This window comes from Natronomonas aquatica (assembly GCF_024449025.1).
GTDB classification, from domain to species: domain Archaea; phylum Halobacteriota; class Halobacteria; order Halobacteriales; family Haloarculaceae; genus Natronomonas; species Natronomonas aquatica.
The window spans coordinates 274,518-296,489 of record NZ_JAHLKM010000002.1 but is presented as its reverse complement, the minus strand read 5'-3'; the positions used below and the strand labels follow the sequence as shown (position 1 = coordinate 296,489).

The following is a 21,972-nucleotide window of genomic DNA, read 5'->3' as shown; positions in this document are numbered from 1 at the left end:
GGTACCGAGATGCGGGTATGGAGGACGAGGATCTGCTCGCGGTCGCTCGGAAGGCGGTCGAACGGTCCTACGCGCCGTACTCGGAGTACTCCGTCGGCGCCGCGATCGAAACGGCCGACGGAACCGTGTTCACCGGCAGTAATATTGAGAACGCGAACTACTCCAACAGCGTCCACGCCGAGGAACTGGCGATCTCGAAGGCGATCGAGGAGGGCCATCGGTCGTTCGAGCGGATCGCCGTCAGCTCTGGTCGCCGCGACGGGGTCACGCCGTGTGGTATGTGCCGACAGTCGCTATCGGAGTTCTGTGCGCCGGAACTCCGGGTGATCTGCGACGAGAAGGACACGACGGCCGAGTACACGCTCGGGGAGCTGCTCCCGAACACGATTACCGGCGGGCACCTCGAATGACCGACGAAAGCGACGCCCCGAACGACGGCGAACAGTACCACCTCGAACTCCGCGAGGGGGACATCGACGGTCCGGTCCTGCTGCCCGGTGATCCGGACCGCGTCGATATAATCGCGGAGTGTTGGGACCGTTCCGAGCAACTCGCCGACCACCGTGAGTACCGGACGCTGGCCGGCGAGTACGGCGGCGAACCGATCGCCGTCACCTCCACCGGGATCGGCTCGCCCTCGGCCGCGATCGCGGTCGAAGAGCTGGCCCGGATCGGCGCCGAGTCGTTCCTCCGGGTCGGCTCCTGTGGCACGATACAGGAGGGCGTCGAAGTCGGCGATCTCGTCATCACGACCGGCGCGGTCCGACAGGAGGGGACGAGCGACGAATACGTCCGCAGGTCGTATCCGGCAATCGCCCACGAGGAGGTCGTCACTGCACTCGTAACCGCGGCCGAACGGCTCGATCACCAGTATCATCTCGGGGTTACGTGCTCTACGGATTCGTTCTACGCGGGCCAGGCACGCCCGGGGTTCGGGGGTTTCCGAGCGGCCGGGGCGACAGAACGGCTCGAGGAGCTCCGGTCGGCCGGCGTCCTCAACTTCGAGATGGAGGCGAGTTCGATCCTGACGCTCGCGAGCCTCTACGGGCTCCGGGCGGGAGCCGTGTGTACGGTGTACGCCAACCGCGTGACGGGGGAATTCCGGACCGAAGGCCAGCGGAAGGCGGCCGAAACGGCGTCGCTCGCGGCGGCGCTGCTTACCCGGATGGACCGGATCAAAGCCGAGGCCGGCGTCGATCGGTGGCACGCCGGTCTATCGCTCCCGGACCCGGAGTAAAGCGGGGAGTGCCCGACACTACATGTCGGGGAACGCTTTCGCGGCGTCACCGACACCGGTGACCGTGTTGATCCAGCGTGCCGCGACCGTCTTCTTCAGCATCTTGGCGGCCGGACCGCCGAAGGTATTGATCGGGACGCCCTTGACGTCGTGGGCGACAGCCTTGTTGCCGACGGAGATGAGCGTCCCTTTGTCGTCGTGCTCCCACTCCTGTAGCGGCTGGCCTCGAATGCTGCGGGCGATGTTCTCGCCGGCGACCTCGGCGGCCTGCCAGGCGGCCTGTGCGGTCGGCGGGGCAGGCTGGTCCTGGCCGGGTTGATCGACGAGCGCGGCGTCGCCGATCGAGAAGACGCGCTCGTCGGACGTCTGGAAGTCCGAAGCGGCCTCGATCCGGTTGTTCCGTTCGTCTTTCTCGACGTCGATGGTTTCGGCCGCGTCCTGACCAGTGATCCCGCCGGTCCAAAGCAGCACGTCGTACTCGAGTTCTTTCTCGTCGCCGACGTAAACCACCTCGTCATCGACCTCGCCGATGAACTCGCCGGTGTGGATCTCGATGTCCTTTGTCTCGAGTAGTTTTCGCAGCTTTGCCTGCACGACGGGGTCGTTGTTCGGGAAGACGTTCTCGAGCCCCTCGACGAGGTGGATGTCGATCGGTGCCCGGTGTTTGTCCCGGAACTCGGCGATCTCGCCGGCCGACTGGATCCCCGAGAGGCCGGCGCCGCCGACGATCACCTGAGCGGGGTCGTTTCGGGACGCCTCACGTGCAGCCTGGGTGACTACCTCGTGGATCTCGAGAACGTCAGCGAGCGATTTCAGCGTCAACGAGTGTTCCTTGAGGCCGTCGATCCCGAAGAAGGCTGTCTGTGAACCGAACCCCACGAGCAGATAATCGTATTCGACGGTCGAGTCGTCCTCGAGGGTGACCACGCACTCGTCGGTGTCGACCGATTCGACCCGCGCCTCGATGAAACGTGTCGACGGGGACTTGATCGTCGACACGTCGAAGGTAACCTTGTCTTTGATATCCGGATCACGGATGCAGCGATGGGATTCGTGTAAGACGAGATGGTGATCTACGTCCGAGACCCAGGTCAGATCCGCCTCGTCGTCGAGTTCCGATTCGAGCCGTTTTATTGCGCCGGTGCCGGCGTATCCCGAACCGAGCACGACAACATCTTCTGTCATGTCCTCCTGTTGGATGTCACCGGATACAAACCTATTGAAACGGAGCCGCTGAGGCGGCTGACTTCCCGTCGGTCGTGCCGCTCAGTGGGACGGGTTCTCCTCGCCCGCCGGCGCGGCCATGTTGTCGATAGTGAGGATGAGACTGTTGTTGGTGTCGTCCTTTCCTTCGAGTTTCCCCTCGATCAGCAGTCTCGACAGCGGCGTCGGGCCGACGCTTATCTTGTCGTTCTCCTCGAACTCGGCGATCGAACCCTGGAGTTTGATTTCCGCCCGACAGAGCTCTGGATGGTGAACGCTTGTCAGGTCGATCTCCTGGACGTTCGCGCCCTCTATGAGTTCTTTTTTGTGGCGGAACGGGACGTCAGCCGCCTGATCCATCTCCTGAATCTTGAGCGCGTCGTAGGCCGTCGCCGTCGGCTTGTATCCGCCCTTCGGACCGGGAACTCCCTCGACGAGCTGGAGCGCCTTGAGGCTCTGCATCTGGTTTCGGATCGTCCCCGGGTTCCGGTCGACGTTCTCGGCGATGTCCTCGCCTTTGACCGCGCTCTCGGACTCCCGAAACAGGTTGATAAGTTCCTGGAGGATCGTTTTTTGGCTGGGCGTAAGTTCGATCGATGACATGAACGACACTTCGGTACTTTCAGACTTAAAGGCGACGGTGGTGGGACCGAGGAGACTCCGAGGAACCGGTTACCCACGAGACGGACGGAAGAACCATCGCGTGGCCAACCGGAGCCGCCGATCGCTACTGGCCGTCGTCGTCGTTGTCGTTGTCGTCGTCGGTATCAGCAGCGGCGTCGACGTCCCCCTCGGAGTCGGTGTTGTCGACGACGTCCACGCCGGCCACGCGGTCGGTCTCGTCTAGCCGCATGACGACGACGCCCTTGGTGTTTCGTCCGACAGTCGAGACCTCCTCGACCTGAGTCCGCATTATCTGTCCGGATTCGGTCATAATGACGAGCCCGTCGTCGCCGGAAACCGCGTTGATCGAACAGACCGGACCGTTTCGATCGTCGGTTTTGATGTCGATGAGTCCCTTCCCGTACCGGGATTGGCGGCGATACTCCGACAACGGCGTCCGCTTTCCGTACCCGTTTTTCGTCACGGTGAGCAGATCACGCCGGTCGTCGTCACTCCCCGCGGCGACGAGTCCGGCGACCCGATCGTCCCCCTCGAGGTCGATCCCGTTGACGCCCCGCGCCGACCGGCCCATCGGCCGGGCGTCCGATTCGGCAAAGCGGATCGTCATCCCGTTTCGGGTACCGAGAAGGAGGTCTCCCTCGCCGGACGTGACCTCGACGTCGACGAGCGAGTCGTCGTCTTCGAGGCTGATCGCCCGGATCCCGCCGGAGTGGACGTTCTCGAACGCCGAGACGGCGGTCCGTTTCACGTATCCGCGGCGCGTCGCCATCGCGAGATGCCCCGAATCGATGTCGTCGGTGTTGACGACGGCGGTGATCTCTTCGCCGTCGTCGAGATCGATGATGTTGATCGCCGACGTCCCGCGGGCCGTCCGACCCATCTCGGGGAGTTCGAACACCTTCAGCCGGTAGACCTGCCCCCGGTTGGTAAAGCAGAGCAGATAATCGTGCGTCGAGGCGGTAAAGACCGTCGAGATCCGGTCGCCCTCCTTCGGACGGGCGCCGATGATCCCCTTGCCGCCGCGGTGCTGGGGATCGAACTCCGAGAGCGGCATCCGTTTTACGTAGTCGGACTCGGAGACGGCGACGACGACGTCCTCCTCGGCGATGAGATCCTCGCGCGTCACCGAACCGGCGTCCTGGATGACCTCCGTCCGCCGGTCGTCGTCGTACTCGCCTTTGATCTCGCGGAGTTCCGTCTTGACGACCTCCGAGAGTTCGCTTTCGTCCCCGAGAATCGTCTCTAGCCGGTCGATCTCCGCCTGGACGTCCCCGTACTCGGCTTCGATCTCGCCGGCTTCCATCGAAGTGAGCGACCCGAGCTGCATCCGGACGATGTGTTCGGCCTGCTCCGCTGTGAGGTCGTACGCCTCCCGTAGCCCCGCCATCGCCCCGTCTCTGTCCTCGCTGTTTTGGACGATCTCGACGACGTCGTCGACGTTATCGAGGGCGACGAGCCGCCCCTCGAGGATGTGCGCCCGGTCTTTCGCCTCGTCGAGTTCGAACTGCGATCGCCGCCTGACGACGGTCCGCCGGTGGGCGACGAACTGCTCAAGGAGCTCTTTCAGGTTCAAAACGCGGGGCTGGTCGTCGACTAACGCGAGCGAGATGACCGAGAACGTGTTCTCGAGGTGGTGCTCGAGTAGCTGGTTTTTCACGACGTCGACGTTCGCGCCGCGTTTGCACTCGATGACGACCCGAATCCCGCTCCGGTCGGATTCGTCGCGGATATCGCTGATCCCCTCGATCTTGCCCTCGTTTACGTCCTCGGCGATCCGCTCGATCCGTCGTGCCTTGTTCTCCTGATACGGTAGCTCCGTGATGAGGAGCCGGTCACCGCCGCGGTCGGTGTATTCGGTCTCGATCTCGGCCCGCACGCGGAGCCGACCGCGACCCCCGGTGTAGGCGTCCCAGATCCCTTCGCGGTTGACGATGTTCGCTCCGGTCGGGAAGTCGGGTCCCTTGATATACCCCTTCGAGTCCGGGGTGTCGATGAGATCGGCCACGGAACAGTCGGGATTGTCGACGAGATGGATCGCCGCGTCGACGGTTTCCCCGAGGTTATGCGGCGGGATGTTGGTCGACATCCCGACGGCGATTCCGGAGGCCCCGTTGACCAGCAGGTTCGGGATCCGCGACGGCAACACCTCTGGCTCGGTCAGCCGGTCGTCGTAGTTGCTCCCGAAGTCGACGGTATCCTTCTCGATGTCCGCGAGCAGTTCCTCGGCGATCGGCGCCATTCGTGTCTCGGTGTACCGCATCGCCGCGGGCGGATCCCCGTCGACGGAGCCGAAGTTCCCCTGACCGTCGACGAGCGGATACCGGAGCGAGAAATCCTGTGCCATGCGTGCGAGGGCGTCGTAGATGGCCGAATCGCCGTGGGGGTGGTAGTTCCCCATCGTCTCGCCGACGATTGAGGATGACTTGCGGTGGCCCGACCGGGAGGAGACTCCCATCTCGTTCATCGCATAGAGGATGCGGCGCTGGACGGGCTTGAGACCGTCACGGGCGTCGGGGAGTGCGCGCCCGACGATGACGCTCATCGCGTAATCGATGTAGGACTGCTCCATCTCGTCCTCGATACGGACGGGCTCTACCTTCTCGGCCGGAACGTCGGGGGTTTCGGGTAGGTCCGAACTCATATGTCGATCCACTCGGCATCTTCGGCGTGTTCTTTGATGAACTGCTTTCGCGGGCCGACGGCATCGCCCATCAGGACGCTGAACATCCGGTCTGCCGCCGCCGCGTCCTCGACGGTGATCTGCTTGAGGATGCGGTTCTCGGGGTCCATCGTCGTCGCCCAGAGCTGTTCGGGATTCATCTCGCCGAGACCCTTGAACCGCTGGACCTGATCGGGCGAGCCGTCACAGACCTCCGTTACGATCCGGTCGCGTTCGGCGTCGGTCATCGCGTCGTAGGTCTCGCCGTTGTACCGGATCCGATAGAGGGGCGGCTGGGCGGCGTACACGTAGCCGGCCTCCAAAAGCGGGGTCATATGCCGATAGAAGAAGGTCAAAAGCAGCGTTCTGATGTGGGCACCGTCGACGTCGGCATCACACAGAAGGATGACCTTGTGATACCGGGCGTCCTCGATGTCGAACTCCTCGCCGATCCCGGTCCCGATCGCCGTGATCAGGTTTCGGATCTCGTTGTTCTCGAGGATGCGATCGAGGCGGTGTTTCTCGACGTTGAGGATCTTCCCGCGGATCGGGAGGATCGCCTGGAATTCGGGATTGCGACCCTGCTTTGCGCTCCCGCCGGCGCTGTCGCCTTCGGTGATGAACAGTTCCGCGTCCCCCGGCTCCTGGCTCTGACAGTCCGCGAGTTTGCCGGGCAGGGAAGTGGATTCGAGCGCGGATTTCCGGCGGGTCAGCTCCTCGGCCTTCTTGGCTGCCTTGCGTGCTTTCGCCGCCTCGACGGCCTTGGAGACGATCGCCTCGGCGGTGTCGGGGTGTTCCTCGAGGTACGTCGACAGTTCCTCGTGGACGGTCCCCTCGACGATCCCTCTTACCTCGCCGTTGCCGAGTTTCGTCTTGGTCTGGCCCTCGAACTGCGGATCCGGGTGTTTGATCGAGATGACGGCCGTCAGCCCCTCGCGGATGTCCTCGCCTTTCAGGGTGCCGTCGAGATCCGACAGCATGCCGTTGTCGGTCGCGTAATCGTTGACGACCCGGGTGAGCGCCGTTTTGAAACCGGTCAGGTGGGTCCCGCCCTCCCGGGTGTTGATGTTGTTTGCGAAAGCGTGGATCGATCCCTGGACGCCCGCCGTCGCCTGCATGGCGACCTCGACGTGGATGTCGTCTTCATCGTTCTCGAAATAAACGATGTCCTCGTGGAGGATATCCCGCGTCTCGTTGAGGTAGGCGACGAACTCCCGGATCCCGCCCTCGTACTCGAAGGTCGTCGTCTCCCCGTCGTCGGTTCGCTCGTCGCGGATCGCGATCTCGACGCCGGGGTTGAGGAAGGCCAGCTCCCGGAGCCGCGCGCGGAGCGTCGAGTAATCGAACGCCGTGGTATCGAAGATCTCGCCGTCGGGCCAAAAGCGGATCTCCGTGCCGGTTCCCTCGTCGGAGGGGATCCCCTGAACCCGTTCGAGGTCGCCCTCCGGCTGGCCGTGATCGAAGCGGTGACGCCAGACCGCCCCGTCGCGTCTGATCTCGACCTCGAGCCACTTCGAGAGGGCGTTGACGACCGAGACGCCGACGCCGTGGAGCCCGCCGGAGACCTGATAGGACTTGCTGTCGAACTTCCCGCCGGCGTGTAGCACCGTCATGATGACCTCGACGGCCGGGCGGTCGTACTCCGCGTGGGTGTCGACCGGGATCCCGCGGCCGTCGTCCCGGACGGTGACGGATCCATCGTCGTTCAATACGACCTCGATGGTGTCACAGTATCCGGCGAGAGCTTCGTCGATGGAGTTGTCCACGACCTCGTAGACGAGATGATGGAGGCCACGGGAGTCCGTCGACCCGACGTACATCGCCGGACGCTTCTGGACGGCTTCGAGCCCTTCCAGGACCTGTATCTGTCCGGCGCTGTATTCGTTATCCTGAGACATCTGATACGTACAACCGCTTGCAACCCCACGGTGATAAATGGCTCGCACGCGCGCGGGCGAGAATCCAGTTGGTTCGTGGAAACGGGATTCAAGCGCTCGTTCGGGGAAAACGCCTGTGAACGGCCGAGCCGCCGACGACGATCCCGGTTCCGATGGCGGCGACGAGGCGCTCGTGTCGACCCGCGAGGAGACGCGGACGATTACTTTCACCGTGGTCCCGACGGGGTTTTACGTCCCGGGGGGTTTACCTCCCGGTAGATGACCTCGTTTCAGTCGCAACTCGGGGAGGGCGGCGGTGAAGCGATCGCCGAGGAGCTCGCCGAGAGCCAACGCTCCATCTCCATCGCCGAGTTCTTCGAGAAGAACAAACAGATGCTCGGCTTCGACAGCGACGCCAAAGCGCTCGTCACGGCCGTCAAGGAGGCCGTCGACAACGCTCTCGACGCGACCGAAGAGGCCGGCATCCTTCCGGACGTCTACATCGAGATCGAGGAGGTCGGCGGCTACTACCGACTCGTCGTCGAGGACAACGGCCCCGGTATCACGAAAGAACAGGTCCCGAAAGTCTTCGGGAAGCTTCTGTACGGCTCTCGGTTTCACACCCGTGCACAGACGCGAGGACAGCAAGGAATCGGCATTTCGGCGGCCGTCCTGTACTCGCAACTCACCTCGGGCAAGCCGGCCAAGATAACTTCGAAGACCGAGAACGGCGACGGGGCCCGCTACTTCGAGCTCACGATCGATACGGACACGAACGAACCCGAGATCGACGTCGAATCCGAAACGACGTGGGAACGCCCCCACGGCACCAGAATCGAGATGGAGATGGAGGGCAACATGCGGGCGCGAAAGCAGCTCCACAACTACGTTCAGTACACCGCCGTGGTCAACCCCCACGCGCGGATCGAGTTCGAGGAGCCCGACGCGTCGTTCAAGTTCGAACGGGCGACCGACGAACTCCCGCCGGAGACCGAGGAGATCAGACCACATCCCCACGGCGTCGAACTCGGGACGCTTCTGAAGATGCTCGAGGCGACCGACTCGTACTCGCTTTCGGGCTTCCTGCAGGGGGAGTTCACCCGCGTCGGCGCCAAGACCGCCGACAGCGTCCTCGATAACTTCCGCGATAGACACTTCGGCCGCGAGGTGGCCTGGCGACCGCCACGGACCCACGCCGACGGGGACGTCGAATCGGCCGTCGCCGACGCCGTCGCGAACAAAAGCGCGGCGGCGACGGCGGCTTTCGCCGAACGGCTGGCCGACGACGTCGGCGACCGAGACCGGATCGCCAACGCCGAACTCGCGGGGCTCGTCGACGACCTCGCCGACGAAATCGAGGCCGAGTTCGACGAGACGTTCGGTTCGACGGTCAGGGGAAACGCCGTCGAGGCCGCCTGGTCTACGGTCGTCATGGATCGGTCGGCCGACTCCTATGAACTCGTCGATAGAGCGACGACGAGCCGGAAGGACGACGCCGCGATCGAGGGTCTGGCGGGACGGCTCGCCGACAAGTTCGACGGACAGGACGATCAGCGCAACCGGCTCACCCGCGAAAGGCTCCGGGAGTTCGTCGACCGATCGGCCGACGCCACCGAGGAGTTCGACGACGCGACGTTCGGCGAGACGGCGCGGGGAAACGTCACCGAGGCGGTCTGGGAGCGGTCGGTGACGGTCCCCGACGATCCGCCGAACGTCAGGGACGTCGCCGCCGACAGGGACACTGCGGCCCAACTGCTGGAAGCGATGCGGGAGACGGACATCCTCGCGCCGCCGACGGACTGTCTGGCGCCGATCTCAGAAGAGCTCGTCCTCGCCGGCCTGAAGAAGGAATACGACGCCGACTTCTACACTTCGGTAACCCGGGACGCGTCGGTCCACGGCGGCGATCCGTTCGTCGTCGAGGTCGGGATCGCCTACGGCGGCGAAATCGAGTCCGACGGCGGCGTCGAGGTCCTGCGGTTCGCCAACCGGGTCCCGCTGGTCTACCAGCGCGGGGCCTGTGCGACCGTCGACGTGCTCAAGAACGTCAACTGGCGCAACTACGGCCTCGATCAGCCGGGCGGCAGCGGGATGCCGAACGGCCCGGCGGTCCTGATGGTCCATATCGCCTCCACGAGCGTTCCGTTCACCAGCGAATCGAAGGACGCGGTCGCGAATATCCCCGAAATCGAGGACGAACTCAGACTCGCACTGCAGGAGGCCGGGCGGGAACTCAACTCCCACCTGAAAAAGCAGCGGTCGCTGCAGAAACGGAAACGCAAGCAGAACGTCATCGCGGATATCCTCCCGGAGATGGCCGAGAAGCTCTCGGAAGTCACCGGGCGTGAGTCCCTCGATATCGAGGACTCGCTGGCCCGTATCATGAACAACGTCCTGATCGAGCGGACAGTCGAGGGATCGAGCGTCCGGCTGTCGGTCCACAACTACGGCGGGACGAACGTCGCCCCGGAGATCACCGAGATCGTGACCGACGACCCCGGCGATCCGGACGGCGCGACCGTCGTCGAGATGGACGGCGAGTGGTTCATGAAGTGGTCGCCGACCGTCGGAAGCGGCGAGACGGCGACGCTGGAGTACGAGACCGGCGACGACGTCGCGTTCGACGTCTCCGTCGAGGGCATCGAAGGCGAGAAACTTACGATCAACGCATAACATGAGTACCGAATCAGATTCCGACGTGAAGGACGAACTCGCCCGAAAACGGCTCATCGAGCTGGCGAGCGAGTTCTACGACCAGTTCGCCGAGGGGACGGTTCCGGAGATGGAGATTCCCACCCGGACGAAAAGCAACATCGTCTTCGATGAAAAAAAGGACGTCTGGGTCTACGGCGACCGGACCTCGACCCGCTCGGCCAACAGCGTCCGCGGCGCACAGAAGCTCCTGAAAGCGATCTACACGATCGAGTTCCTCGCCGAACAGCTCGATCAGGACCGCTCCTCGACGCTGCGTGAGCTGTATTACCTCTCGGAGTCGTGGGACGAAGAGCGTGCACAGTTCAACGACCAAGACGAGTCCAACCAGCTCGTCGAGGACTTAGAGATCGTCAGCGAGGTGACCCGGGAGGACTTCCACATGCGACCCGAAGAATCGGGCGCGACGATCATGGGACCGCTGTTTCTCCGCGAGCAGACCCGCCGCGGCGAACGCGATATCCACTGCCAGGAGGACGTCGGTGAGGGAGGCTACCAGATCCCGAACAACCCCGATACGATCGAGTTCCTCGATCACGACGCGGACTTCGTGCTGTGTGTCGAGACCGGCGGCATGCGCGATCGGCTCGTCGAGAACGGCTTCGACGAGGAGTACAACGTGATCGTCGTCCACCTGAAGGGCCAGCCCGCGCGGGCGACCCGCCGGATCACCAGGCGGCTCCACGACGAACTCGAGTTGCCGGTGGTCGTCTTCTGTGACGGCGACCCCTGGTCGTATCGGATCTACGCGTCGGTCTCCTATGGCTCGATCAAATCGGCGCACCTCTCTGAGTACCTCGCGACGCCGGCCGCCGAGTACGTCGGCATCCAGCCGGTCGACATCGTCAACTACGACCTCCCGACGGACCCGCTCAGCGACTCGGATATCAACGCCTTAGAGAGCGAACTCGACGATCCCCGGTTCCAGAGCGACTACTGGCGAGAGCAGATCGAACTCCAGCTCGATATCGGCAAGAAGGCCGAACAGCAGGCGCTCGCCTCCCGGGGGCTGGATTTCGTGACCGATACGTATCTGCCCGAGCGGCTCGGGGAGATGGGCGTGCTGTAGGCCGTTACCCGTCCAGTTCGACCCGGACGCCGCGGTCCGAAAGATCGGCAGCGAAGGCCTCGGCGTCGGCCTCGATCGCCTCGAAGGTATCGTAGTGGACCGGGACGACGGCGGCGGGATCCAGCGCCGCCGCGAGGTCGGCGGCTTCGTGTCGGTCCATGGTGAACGTACCGCCGATCGGCGGACAGAAGACGTCCACGTCGAGCCGATCGTGGCCCTCGAGGACGTCCGTATCCCCGGGGTAGTACACTGACGTCCCCCCGAGCGTGACGTGAAAGCCACAGCCGAACCCTTCCGGATGGTACGGCTCGCCGTTCTCCCGGACGCGTGGCCCCCCGGGCTCGTTGTACGCCGCCGTCGTCCGGACGATCGCCTCGCCGGCCGCGATATCGGCAGCGGTATCGACGGTCCGGACGTCGAACGGGAGATCCGCCGGTCGTTCGACGGGGCGGTCGATCCGGTGGGTGTTGAGCCCCTCGAAAACGACGAGATCGGCATCGCTCTCGGCGACGGTCCGGATTCCGTCGCTGTCGTAGTGGTGATCGTGGGACACACAGACCACGTCGCCGTCGCCACCGTCGTACCACTCCAGTACGCCGTATCGCCCGGGGTCGAGGTACACCACCGTTCCGGCGCCCTCGATCCGGATGGTCGCATAGCCGAGCCACGACACGGAGACGTCCTCGCACTCGATCATATCGGTAGAACGTGGCCGACCGATACAAATCCGCCGGTTCCCCGCCCCCGCATCAGGAGTACAGCCGTCGGAGCCGTTCGAGGCTGTCGGCGTCCGCCGGGGACTTGTCCTCCCTGATCCCGACGAACCGCGGAAACCGGAGCGCATACCCCGACCCGTAGGTCGGCGACCGCTGGATCTCCTCGTACCCGACCTCGAAAACGACCGCCGGTTCGATGTCGACCTCGGTGCCGGTCTCCGATCGGACGTGCGGTTCGAGCCGCTCGTGAAGCGTTTCGAGTTCCCCGTCGGTGATTCCCGTCGCGACCTTCCCGACCGGTTCGTAACCGTCGTCGGTTCGGACCGAAACGACGAACGTCCCGAAGAGGTTCGCTCGTCGACCCTCGCCCCACTCGGCTCCGGTGACGACGAGATCCAGCGTCTCGACGTCTGGCTTCCGCTTGAGCCAGTTTTGACCACGCTTTCCCGGCGTGTAGGTCGATTCGGGGTTCTTGAGCATGATCCCTTCGTGGCCCTTCGAGAGCGCCTCGGACTCGAGATCGGCGATCGCATCGGGATCGTCCGAAACCGTGAGATCGACGGCGGCGTCGGGCAAACGCTCCCGAAGCCGTTCGTGCCGGCGTTCCAGCGGCGTATCGAGCAGATCCTCGCCGTCGACGTGCAGACAGTCGAAAGCGTGGAGTTCGACAGCGACGTCCTCGCGGGCCGCGGCGACGTCGTGTTTCCGGCGGAACCGCCGGAGGACCTCCTGGAACGGCAGCGGCGTCCCGTCGGGGTCGACCGCGACGACCTCCCCGTCGAGTATTGCCGGAACGTCGATCGAACGCTCGACGGCGTCGACCACCTCGGGGAGAGAGTCGGTCACGTCCTCGAGGTTCCGGGAGAACAGCCGGGGCGTCTCGCCGTCGTAGTGGATCTGTACTCTGACCCCGTCGAACTTCGTTTCGACGGCGGCGTCACCCCAGGATTCGATCGCCTCGATCGCCGTTCCGGTCTGGGCCAACATTGCCTTGACCGGGCGGCCGACGCGCAGGCGGATCGCCGAGAGCCCCGCCTCGCCGTCCTCGCGGGCCGTCCGAGCGACGACGCCACAGTCGTTGGAGACCTGCAGGGCACGCTCGACCGCCTCCGTGGACGCCTCGAAGGCCTCGGCGACCGCGTCCCGCACCGTCCCTTCACCGACCCCGATCCGCATCTCCCCGAGGACGAGCCGGGCAAGGTATCGGGCCTCCAGCGGCTCGGCCCGGTTGAACAGGCCGAACAGCGTGTTGCGTTTGGTGTCGGTGCTCCCGCCGCCGGAGGCGGTCGCGATCGAACGCAGCGTCCGCTGAACCTCGGCGACAGTGAGGGGATCCGGCGTCCCGTCACCGAAGGCTTCGAGGCCGCGTTGCCCGCCGAGATCGAGCGATTCGGCGACTGCGCCGATCTCGCCGACCGCTGCGAGCTCGGCCTCGACGTCGGCGGCCGAGACGTTCCTCCCGGCCGCCCTGGCCAGCGCCTCATAACAGAGCGTCGGCCCGACGTCGAGTTTGGTATCGTCGTGGGCGGGGACGATCCGGCCCTGGACGAACCGGGCGACCGCCCCGAGGTCCTCGCCCGCGTCCCCAAAGAGGTCGGCGACGAGGCCGATGGTCTCGAGATCCGCGGACTCGCCCTCGATAGCTGCGGCCCGGGCGGCGAAGTCGGCAAAGTCCATCGGGGTAACGTACTCACAACGCCGATTAAAAGGGCGCGGATCGAACCGACGGGCGGTTCGTCAGGGACCGCCGATTACAGGACCTCGTCGAAGTCCTTGTGACCCTTGATGTCGACGTTGCCCTCGGTGACGGTCGCGAGGAAGACGCCGTTGCCGGAGCCGGTATCCCGTTCGACGGCGGCTTTGATACCCGAGGCGGCGACTCGCTTTGCCTCTTCGTTGGTCATGTCGTCTTCGTATTCGCGTTCGAGCGTTCCGTAGGCGACCGTGAGGCCCGAGCCGGTGACGGTGTAGTCGTCCTCCATGACGCCGCCGGCGGGATCGATGGAGTAGACGTGGTGGCCGTCGTCGTCGACGCCCCCCAGGATAGGGTTGATTGCGAAGAACGGACCGCCGCGGGCGAAGTTGCCGGCCAGCGTCGCGAGCGCGCCGATCGAGATGTCCTCGCCGCGGCGGGCCTCATAGAGGTTCACCTCGGCCCGAAGCGAGCGGATAAACGACTGGGCGCCGCCGACGCTCCCGACGAGCGTCAGCGCGGCCGAAGGGTGGATCTGTTCGACCTTCTGGACGTCCTTGTTGGAGACGAAGCGGCCGCCGAGGGAGGCGCGCATGTCGGTGGCGATGACGACGCCCTCGGCAGTCGAGATACCGATGGTGGTCGTCCCGGTCTTGCTGACGTTCTCGAGGTCGTCCGTCGAGAGATCGTTGGACGGGACGTCACCGAGTTCCGGCTCGTACGGCGAGACGGTGTGGTCCTGTCCGGTACGCGGCAGGGAAAAGTCGGATTGACGCATTAAATCTCAGTAGAAGCCGAGCGCTGATAAAACCTTCCGGTTAGCTCTGGGCGACCGCCGTCCGTTCGTACGCCGAGTCGATCCGACCGAGGAGCCGCCCGAGCGGGAACGGGATTCCGGCGCGGTTCGCGAGGAGTGCGACCGGCAAAAGCACGATGCCGAGCAGGACGCTGATCTGATACAGGGCGAGTACGGCGGCCCGGTACGGGGTTCGTGTCATCGTATACAGCCGCAAACGGACGGTGATATATATACTTTCCCGATGTCTCGATAGATGTCTGATAAATTATGACCAACCATCCGGCTTCAGTCCAGCGGTTAAGTTTTATTTGTTCTGAAGCATTCTTTATTTGTATATCTCCGGATCGGACGGATATCACGGATAGGCCAGCGTGGTCATCAGCATAAGTTATGGAGATAATGACCGTGACGTGCGCACCGCCGGCCCGTCGGGCGTCGGGCAACCGACAACCGCGAACCCGAAACAATAGGGCTATCCGTCACCCACCGTTCGGATCACGTATGAGCAACTATCTCGTCGCGATGGAAGCGGCATGGCTGGTGCGGGACGTCGAGGAGATCGACGACGCCATCGGCGTCGCCGTGAGCGAGGCCGGACGCCGGCTCAACGAAGACGACATGGACTACGTCGAGGTGGAGGTCGGTTCGACGCCCTGTCCGGCCTGCGGGGAGCCGTTCGATTCGGCGTTTATCGCCGCCGAGACGGCGCTCGTCGGGCTCGGACTCGAGATGGAAGTGTTCAACGCCGACAGCGAACAGCACGCCGCCCGGATCGCGAAAAGCGAGATCGGCGGGGCGCTGCGCGACGTGCCGCTGAAAGTGATCGAAACGTTCGAGACCGAAAGCGACGACGCCGAGAACTGACCCGACCGCGGGTCCTACGCTGCGGCCTCAGGAGATGTGTGCCGCGACGTCGGCTTCAGTGATGATTCCGCGGAGCCGGCCGTCGGTGACGACCATCACTGCGTCCTGGTGGTTGAGGTGGGCGTTGACCTCGTCCAGCGTCGCCTCAGGTTCGACCGTCGTGATCGCCTCCCGCATCGCGTCGGCGACCGGGAGTTCGGCGGCGTTCTCCGACTCCAGTTGACGGATATCGGAGTTGGAGATGATCCCCTGAGGGCGGTCGTCACGGACGACCGGCAACTGGGAGTATCCTTCCTTGACCATGACATCGATCGCCGTCCGGACGCTGTCGTCGGGCGCGATACTGACGACGCCCTCGTGCATGATGTCCCCGGCGTGTATGACGGCGCTTTCGGCATCGTCGAGCGCGGTGACGATGCTACGAAGCGTCGAGAGCCGTGGGTCGACGTCGTCGCCCTCGATGCGCGCGATCAGCGGCTGTGAGACGTCGGCCCGATCCGCCAGTTCGCTCTGTGTCAAGCCGAGTTCCGTGCGGCGCTCTTTCAGATCCGCCGGGGTCGGTAGATCGGTTCCCATACGGATCGATAACTCACAGTTATTCAAAAGTCTTCCCCTGCCGGATCCCGCCCGGGTCGGGGCCGGGTCAGGCGTAGGCTTCGAACTCCTTTCCGAACGTGATGAAGTATCCGGTCCCGACCAGCCCGATAACGGTGGCGACGCCGAAAGCGACGGTTGGATTCCCGCCCCAGTATTCGACGCCGCCGCCGGGGACCGAAACGCCCAGTATCGCCTCGGGGAGCCGGAGGCCGTCCCAGAGCGCGCCGCCGATCGCGGCACTCGGGATAACGATCGTGTTGCGGACGAGATAGTAGGTCCCGGTGACCCGGCCGCCGGCACCGCGTTCGGCCGGGCCGACGATCAGGGCCTTGTGGGCCGGGAGACCCGCGAACCGGAGCCCCGAAAAGGCGAAGACTGCGACCATCGCGGCGGCGCTCGCCGGCGCGTTGATCAGGATAACCGGAAAGACCGCATAGACGACGAACCCGAGCCCGACGACCGGCTTGAGCCCGACGTACTCGGCGCCCTTGGCGGCGATCGGCATCGAGACCAGCGCGATCAGCATCTCGATCCCGAGCAGATACCCGAAGAAGGCTGCCGGCGAGAGGCTGACGTCGTAGCCGAAACCCGCGACAGAGACCGACGCCTCGAGCCCGACCTCGAGGAACTGCGTCACGACCAGGATGAAAAACACGTAGACCATGCCGTTGGCGAACCGCACGAGCGTGTCGCCGATCAAAAGCGGCCGCATCGGTCCGGGCATCTCCCGGAGATCCCGGCGGATCCGGGCCAGGCTCTCGAGGGAGTCGCCGACCGAATCCCCCCCGGCGTCGTAGAGGTAATGCTGGACGACGGTCCCGACAGCCCCGAAGACGACCGCGACCGCCAGCGCGTACCGGAAGCTGACGGTGAAATCGGGGTGGAGACCGATGAGTACCGCCGCCAGAACCGGTCCGACGAGGAAGGCACTGCGGCGGAACACCTCCGTGCTGGCGAACCCCGCCGCCAGACGCGAGGGATCGGTCGCCTGCTTGACCACGGCGAAAGAGGCCCCGAGCCCGAAGGACTTCCAGGCCTGCGCGAGCAGCAATCCGACGAAGACCCAGATCCAAGGCTGGACCGTGAGCCCTCCGAGGGCGACGGTCCCGATCCCCGGCGCGATCAGCCAGACGACGAACCCGAGCGTCGAGAGCACCCCGAAAAGCGTCAGCGAGTACCGCGAGCCGAGGCGATCCGAGATCGCCCCGCCCGGATACGGGTATACCGCCGAGATGACGTTACCGAACGTACCGAACAGCCCGACGACGAACCCCGAGGCCCCGAGTGCGATCATGTACTCCGGGAGGAACCGGGTCGTCATCTGGAAGCCGAGACTGAAGGCGAACATCGCGAGCGAAAGTACCATCACGTCCCGCCGGAGCGAAAAGAACCCCCGGAAGGCGTCGATCGGACCGGCAGCCTCGGCCTGCTCTCGGGCCATAGATGCGTATGGGTATCCGGAGAGTATCAAGATACTGCCGTCGCCACCGTCGGGCGGAAGGGGAAACGATTTGATCCGGGAACGATAGCATGGGGGTATGCAAGCAGTCGTACTCGCCGCCGGAGAGGGGACCCGCCTCCGGCCGCTCACCGAGGACAAACCGAAGGCGCTCGTCGAGGTCGACGGCCGACCCATCCTGAGCCACTGTTTCGACCGGCTGCTCGAACTCGACGCCGACGAGTTGCTGGTCGTCGTCGGCTACAGAAAAGAGAGGATCATCGACCACTACGGTGACGCCTACGAGGGCGTCCCGATCACCTACACCCACCAGCGGGAGCCGAAGGGACTGGCCCACGCGCTTCTCACCGTCGAAGAGCAGGTCGACGACGATTTCATGCTCATGCTCGGGGACAACGTCTTCGAGGCGAACCTCGCCGACGTGGTCAACCGACAGCGGGAAAACCGGACCGACGCCGCCTTCCTCGTCGAGGAGGTGCCCTGGGAGGAGGCCTCCCGCTACGGCGTCTGTGACACCAACGACTACGGCGAGATCGTCGAGGTGATCGAGAAACCCGACGACCCGCCGACGAACCTCGTGATGACCGGCTTCTATACGTTCACACCGGCGATCTTCCACGCCTGCCATCTCGTCCAGCCCTCCGGCCGCGGCGAGTACGAACTCTCCGACGCGATCGATCTGCTGATCCACTCGGGGCGGACGATCGACGCGATCCGGATGGACGGCTGGCGGATCGACGTCGGGTATCCCGAGGACCGCGAGGAGGCCGAACGCCGGATTCAGGGGGACTTCGAGGCCGACGCCGAGGCGACCGGCGCGGCTTCGGAGTAGCCGACCACGGACGGCGGATCGAACCTCTCAGACGATCCGAAACACGCGAACCGTATCTCGTTTGCCGGGCTCTTCGAGCAACTGTGCGAGCCCGAGGTCCGAAAACACCGCCCTCCAGTCGCGGTGATACAGCGGGAACTCGTCGTGGACGTGGCTCACCCTCGCGTCGTCCCGTCCGCGATCCGGGCTGTTACCCTCGTTTTCGGCCGTGATCAGGAGGTCGTCGGTGACACGGACGATCTCCTCGAACACCCACTCGTCGTCGGGGTGGACGTGCTGGAGCGTCTCGACCGAGTAAACGACGTCGAACGCGTCGTCGTCGATCCCGGGGAGGGCCTCCTCGATCGCGCCGGTGTGAAACGTCCCCGTCCCGGCCAGTTCCGGAAAGTGTTCGTCCATGACCTCGAAGGACGTCTCGTTTATGTCGATGCCCGAGAGGTCCGTGTATCCCCGTTTTCGTAGGTATTCGAGGTGCCGCCCGGAGCTACACCCGAGTTCGAGGACGGCGGCGTCCTCGCGAACGTAGTGATCGAACACCTCCGCGAGCGTCTCGCTCACCTCGTTCGTTCCGATCTCGGCGTAATACTCCGGGGAGTACGCCCCGGAGCGCTCCGCCCAGCCGCGGCGATTGTCCTCAGGATCCATACCGTCAACCACGGTAGCTACGGTTAACAGTTGTCGGATTCCGATCCGACACTTCCCGATAGCGTCGTTATCGCCGTCCCCGAAAGGCTCAAACCGACCGACAGTCAACCGTGGCCTATGGCGGACGAAACAGACTGCTATCTCGATCCCGAGTACCTGTACCCCTCCGACGCCGACGTCCTCGATATCTCGTCGGCGGACGACGGCATCCGCATCAAGCTGGCGGTCCCGGATCCAGAAACCGGCGAAGGGCTCGTTCTCGAGGCCGTCGTCGGGAGCATCGAGGAGGGCGACTTCGAACTCCCGCTCGACGACGATCGCTACGACTGATACCGTCGCTATAGCTATTTCGACGTGTTCGCGGCCCCGTTGCTGCGATACTTTCCACGATATATAACCGACAGTATCAGGTCAGCCCGGAGATCTCGTCCAACCCGCCGAGGCGGTAATCGCCGACGACACAGAGACCTCGACGTTCGTGGCCGTGGCGCTCGACGTGGGCGCCGTCGAGGCCCGCGTTCCAGGCCGCGCCGACGTCGTGTGGACCGTCGCCGACGAGCACGCCCGGCCCGGTCTCCGCGCCGGCGGCCGAAAGCGCCCGTTCGACCGGGTTCGGATCGGGCTTCCAGCCCGTCTCAGGTGTACAGCAGACGACGCTGTCGAACCAGTCGGCGATGTCGAGCGACGAGAGCACCGGCTCCGTCAGGTACCGCTGGCAGTGGGTGACAAGCGCCGTCGGGGCGTCGATTTCGCCGACGCGTTCGGCGTCCCGATAGAGGAAAGTCGCCTCGGCGCGCGCCTCGGCGTCCTCCTCGTCGTGAAAGACCTCCCAGAACCGCTCGGGATCGAGGCCGGCGGCTTCGAGGGTGGCGTTGCGCTCGCCGCCGAAGCCGTGCCACAGCGCGTCGGCCTCCCGGTCGGTGAACGAGTAGCCGAGTCGCGCGCCGACCCGCCCGAGCAGGTCCCGAACGTACGACGGTTCGACGTCGACGAGCGTCCCGTCGAGGTCGAATACCCACCGGTCGTACGACGACGCGTTCATACGAGGTTCGTAGGCCGGCGGCGGACAAATGCCTTGTGTCGGCTCGCTCAGCCCCTTCACTCGACGGTCTCGACGGCGTCGGCAGCCGACAGTTCCTGCAGATGATCGACCATGTCCTCGATGCCGTCACGCTGCTTTTCGGCCAGCTCGGAGACGTTTCGACCCGGGTTTCGATCCCGTCGGCGGCCTCCTGTGCGGCCGCGACGATCCCCTCGAGCGATCCGTTCGTCCGCCGACTCTCTCCCCCGAGCGTCGCCTCGTCGGGCTGTTTCATCGGTGCGTCCGCCGGCTCGTCTGCCGACGGGTCCGGCTCCACGGCTCATCCTTCTTCCCTCCTCGGCCGCTGTCCCGCCGGTGCTCAGTACCGACAGGATCGCGTCTCGAAATCCTGCCATAGATTTAAATAACCCCTCGCGAACGGTCTTTCGACGCGTCGGTCGGGGGCTGCCTGTGGATGGGGCCATCACGAATAAAACGCCCGGACCGAGGTCACTGCATGGAGCGCTAACAATACATAAATAAAACCGGCGTGCTCCCGGTGCCGTTAGGTGGATCGAACACGGAGTCGGTCCATGACCGATCGATCCGCGACCGACACCTCCGAAGAGAGGGGCGATCCAGACCGACCGACGGTCGTCTCGATTATCGGGCCGAGCGACGCGGGCAAGACGTCGCTCGTGGAGGCGCTCGTTTCGGCGTTCGAGGACAGACGCGTGGCGACGGTCAAGTCGATCCACCACGACATCGAACCGGACACGCCCGGAACGGACACCCATCGGCACCGGACCGCCGGCGCCGATACCGTCGTCGGGATCACGCCCGCGTTCACGTTCGAGATCACCCGCGGTGGGAAGGGGTCCGATCGGACGGACACCGCTACCGAACTCGCGGCCCTCGGGGCCACACTCGATAGGCTCGCCTCACGGGGGTTCGACATCGTCCTCGTCGAGGGGTTCGGCGCCGCTCCTCTGCCGACGATCCGCGTCGGCGAAGGTGACGGGACGGCGACCGGCGCCGGAACGGACCCGGACCCGAACCGGATCGGGACCGGCGACGAGTCGATCGGGACGCTCCGGGCGGCGATCGAGGACACCGACCCGGTCGAGCCCGGAACACTCCCGCGCCGGTGAAGATGGTACAACTGCGTTTGCACTTCGGTAACGATCTACGTCACAACAGCGGCTGTTAATTGTTCGATACGTTCTCTGAATACCCTATTGGTAAAATGCAGACAAAGAGTTCGAACCGATCCGAACTGCCCCTTCTACATCGAGTCTCCGGACAGGAACACGTCGTCTATCGGAACGTCTTCCCATCCTCCATCGTAGGGGGACATGTATTTCAGAGTCAATTTGAGATTTTCAATTTTCCATTCCCCATCGTCTTTAACGAATGTGTTGTCATACGTCGAGAAGTGGAAACAAGCGCCGGCTCCTTCCATGATGTAGGGACCGAAAAAGTTCCATTTTCCCCGGGCCTCGTTGTCGTGAACCTCGATCCATGGGTTTGCAACGAGGTGGAACCAATCGACGAATTCGGTCTCTTTTTTGAAGTAGGCGAGCTGGAAATCACGTAGAGCTTTTTTTCCCTCGATCCGTCCGTGTATGCCGTAATCGACAACACAATCGTCGGTGAAAAGTTCCATAAAATCGTCAACGTGATCTTCTATATCTATGTTATCGAGTTCGTCAAAAGCGTTGAAATCTCCTGTCCCCCCTCCGTGTGGAAGAGGGAAATGATCATACATCATTTCGTATTCCGACATCAGCTCATGGATAGCGAATTTATCGATCACTTCTTGGATAGCTTCGTTATCAACTTCGGTCATATTCCAAGTTTAGAAAGCATCACGTGGGATATAAAATCGATTCTATTACAAAGGAAATGAATTTGTAGAACTAAATGATAAGCAACTGTCGATCAAATATATTACTTCTACTTCCA

At 64.0% G+C, this 21,972-nt stretch carries 22 protein-coding genes; 8 read left to right on the top strand and 14 right to left on the bottom strand.

What is annotated here, in order from left to right:
- The first annotated feature begins 17 nt into the window (after positions 1 to 17).
- Both cdd and KM295_RS03490 read left to right on the top strand, forming a co-directional pair.
- Positions 18 to 410, top strand: coding sequence for a cytidine deaminase (gene cdd / locus KM295_RS03495; RefSeq protein ID WP_256028480.1), 393 nt, complete (start codon positions 18 to 20; stop codon positions 408 to 410).
- Positions 407 to 1,237 (top strand): nucleoside phosphorylase, encoded by an 831-nt coding sequence (locus tag KM295_RS03490; RefSeq protein ID WP_256028479.1) that lies wholly within the window; start codon positions 407 to 409, stop codon positions 1,235 to 1,237. Before cdd ends, KM295_RS03490 begins: the two co-directional genes overlap by 4 nt.
- 18 nt (positions 1,238 to 1,255) lie before the next feature.
- Here KM295_RS03490 and KM295_RS03485 read toward each other — a convergent pair whose 3' ends face one another.
- The 4 genes from KM295_RS03485 to gyrB all read right to left on the bottom strand — a co-directional run bounded on the left by KM295_RS03485 (position 1,256) and on the right by gyrB (position 7,621).
- Complete coding sequence (locus tag KM295_RS03485) at positions 1,256 to 2,422, bottom strand: NAD(P)/FAD-dependent oxidoreductase (protein WP_256028478.1); 1,167 nt, start codon at positions 2,420 to 2,422, stop codon at positions 1,256 to 1,258.
- Between the two features lie 81 nt (positions 2,423 to 2,503).
- Complete coding sequence (locus KM295_RS03480) at positions 2,504 to 3,043, bottom strand: HTH domain-containing protein (RefSeq protein ID WP_256028477.1); 540 nt, start codon at positions 3,041 to 3,043, stop codon at positions 2,504 to 2,506.
- A 124-nt stretch (positions 3,044 to 3,167) separates the two neighbouring features.
- Positions 3,168 to 5,705 (bottom strand): DNA gyrase subunit A, encoded by a 2,538-nt coding sequence (gene gyrA / locus KM295_RS03475; RefSeq protein ID WP_256028476.1) that lies wholly within the window; start codon positions 5,703 to 5,705, stop codon positions 3,168 to 3,170.
- Positions 5,702 to 7,621 (bottom strand): DNA topoisomerase (ATP-hydrolyzing) subunit B, encoded by a 1,920-nt coding sequence (gene gyrB, locus KM295_RS03470; RefSeq protein ID WP_256028475.1) that lies wholly within the window; start codon positions 7,619 to 7,621, stop codon positions 5,702 to 5,704. The genes gyrA and gyrB overlap by 4 nt, the downstream gene beginning before the upstream one ends.
- A 258-nt stretch (positions 7,622 to 7,879) precedes the next feature.
- Between gyrB and KM295_RS03465 the strand changes: the two genes are divergently transcribed.
- Entirely contained in the window at positions 7,880 to 10,273 is a 2,394-nt protein-coding gene (locus tag KM295_RS03465) for a DNA topoisomerase VI subunit B (RefSeq protein ID WP_256028474.1), read from the top strand.
- 1 nt (position 10,274) lies between these two features.
- The gene (locus KM295_RS03460) at positions 10,275 to 11,381 is read left to right on the top strand and encodes a DNA topoisomerase IV subunit A (protein WP_256028473.1); all 1,107 of its coding nucleotides are present in this window, start codon (positions 10,275 to 10,277) and stop codon (positions 11,379 to 11,381) included.
- Between the two features lie 4 nt (positions 11,382 to 11,385).
- Here the strand turns inward: KM295_RS03460 and KM295_RS03455 are convergent, their stop codons facing one another.
- The 4 genes from KM295_RS03455 to KM295_RS03440 form a co-directional block, all read right to left on the bottom strand.
- Positions 11,386 to 12,078 (bottom strand): MBL fold metallo-hydrolase, encoded by a 693-nt coding sequence (locus KM295_RS03455; RefSeq protein WP_256028472.1) that lies wholly within the window; start codon positions 12,076 to 12,078, stop codon positions 11,386 to 11,388.
- A 52-nt stretch (positions 12,079 to 12,130) separates the two neighbouring features.
- Positions 12,131 to 13,774, bottom strand: coding sequence for an ATP-dependent DNA ligase LigA (gene ligA, locus KM295_RS03450; RefSeq protein ID WP_256028471.1), 1,644 nt, complete (start codon positions 13,772 to 13,774; stop codon positions 12,131 to 12,133).
- Positions 13,775 to 13,848: 74 nt separating this feature from the next.
- Positions 13,849 to 14,568 (bottom strand): archaeal proteasome endopeptidase complex subunit beta, encoded by a 720-nt coding sequence (gene psmB / locus KM295_RS03445; protein ID WP_256028470.1) that lies wholly within the window; start codon positions 14,566 to 14,568, stop codon positions 13,849 to 13,851.
- Between the two features lie 40 nt (positions 14,569 to 14,608).
- The gene (locus tag KM295_RS03440; RefSeq protein WP_256028469.1) at positions 14,609 to 14,788 is read right to left on the bottom strand and encodes a hypothetical protein; all 180 of its coding nucleotides are present in this window, start codon (positions 14,786 to 14,788) and stop codon (positions 14,609 to 14,611) included.
- A gap of 302 nt (positions 14,789 to 15,090) precedes the next feature.
- On the opposite strand from KM295_RS03440, the gene KM295_RS03435 reads away from it, so the two are divergent.
- A complete protein-coding gene (locus tag KM295_RS03435; protein ID WP_256028468.1) occupies positions 15,091 to 15,453 on the top strand; it encodes a DUF555 domain-containing protein in 363 nt (120 codons plus the stop codon).
- A gap of 27 nt (positions 15,454 to 15,480) precedes the next feature.
- On the opposite strand, the gene KM295_RS03430 is transcribed toward KM295_RS03435, so the two are convergent.
- On the bottom strand, positions 15,481 to 16,029 hold the full coding sequence (locus KM295_RS03430; protein ID WP_256028467.1) for a CBS domain-containing protein: 549 nt from the start codon (positions 16,027 to 16,029) through the stop codon (positions 15,481 to 15,483).
- 67 nt (positions 16,030 to 16,096) lie between these two features.
- A complete protein-coding gene (locus KM295_RS03425; RefSeq protein WP_256028466.1) occupies positions 16,097 to 17,491 on the bottom strand; it encodes an MFS transporter in 1,395 nt (464 codons plus the stop codon).
- A 97-nt stretch (positions 17,492 to 17,588) separates the two neighbouring features.
- On the opposite strand from KM295_RS03425, the gene aglF reads away from it, so the two are divergent.
- Positions 17,589 to 18,341: a UTP--glucose-1-phosphate uridylyltransferase AglF gene (gene aglF / locus KM295_RS03420; protein ID WP_256028465.1), complete on the top strand. Its 753-nt coding sequence runs from the start codon at positions 17,589 to 17,591 to the stop codon at positions 18,339 to 18,341.
- Positions 18,342 to 18,368: 27 nt separating this feature from the next.
- Here aglF and KM295_RS03415 read toward each other — a convergent pair whose 3' ends face one another.
- Positions 18,369 to 18,986 carry a class I SAM-dependent methyltransferase gene (locus tag KM295_RS03415; RefSeq protein WP_256028464.1) on the bottom strand — a complete coding sequence of 206 codons (618 nt, stop codon included), beginning with the start codon at positions 18,984 to 18,986 and terminating at the stop codon, positions 18,369 to 18,371.
- Positions 18,987 to 19,103: 117 nt separating this feature from the next.
- Between KM295_RS03415 and KM295_RS03410 the strand changes: the two genes are divergently transcribed.
- Entirely contained in the window at positions 19,104 to 19,316 is a 213-nt protein-coding gene (locus KM295_RS03410; protein ID WP_256028463.1) for a hypothetical protein, read from the top strand.
- Positions 19,317 to 19,392: 76 nt separating this feature from the next.
- Here KM295_RS03410 and KM295_RS03405 read toward each other — a convergent pair whose 3' ends face one another.
- Together KM295_RS03405 and KM295_RS03400 are read right to left on the bottom strand one after the other, a co-directional pair.
- Complete coding sequence (locus tag KM295_RS03405; protein WP_256028462.1) at positions 19,393 to 20,028, bottom strand: HAD family hydrolase; 636 nt, start codon at positions 20,026 to 20,028, stop codon at positions 19,393 to 19,395.
- A 56-nt stretch (positions 20,029 to 20,084) separates the two neighbouring features.
- The gene (locus tag KM295_RS03400) at positions 20,085 to 20,423 is read right to left on the bottom strand and encodes a hypothetical protein (protein ID WP_256028461.1); all 339 of its coding nucleotides are present in this window, start codon (positions 20,421 to 20,423) and stop codon (positions 20,085 to 20,087) included.
- Between the two features lie 177 nt (positions 20,424 to 20,600).
- Between KM295_RS03400 and mobB the strand changes: the two genes are divergently transcribed.
- A complete protein-coding gene (gene mobB, locus KM295_RS03395) occupies positions 20,601 to 21,158 on the top strand; it encodes a molybdopterin-guanine dinucleotide biosynthesis protein B (RefSeq protein WP_256028460.1) in 558 nt (185 codons plus the stop codon).
- A gap of 134 nt (positions 21,159 to 21,292) precedes the next feature.
- On the opposite strand, the gene KM295_RS03390 is transcribed toward mobB, so the two are convergent.
- Positions 21,293 to 21,856 carry a nuclear transport factor 2 family protein gene (locus KM295_RS03390; protein ID WP_256028459.1) on the bottom strand — a complete coding sequence of 188 codons (564 nt, stop codon included), beginning with the start codon at positions 21,854 to 21,856 and terminating at the stop codon, positions 21,293 to 21,295.
- Positions 21,857 to 21,972: the final 116 nt, after the last annotated feature.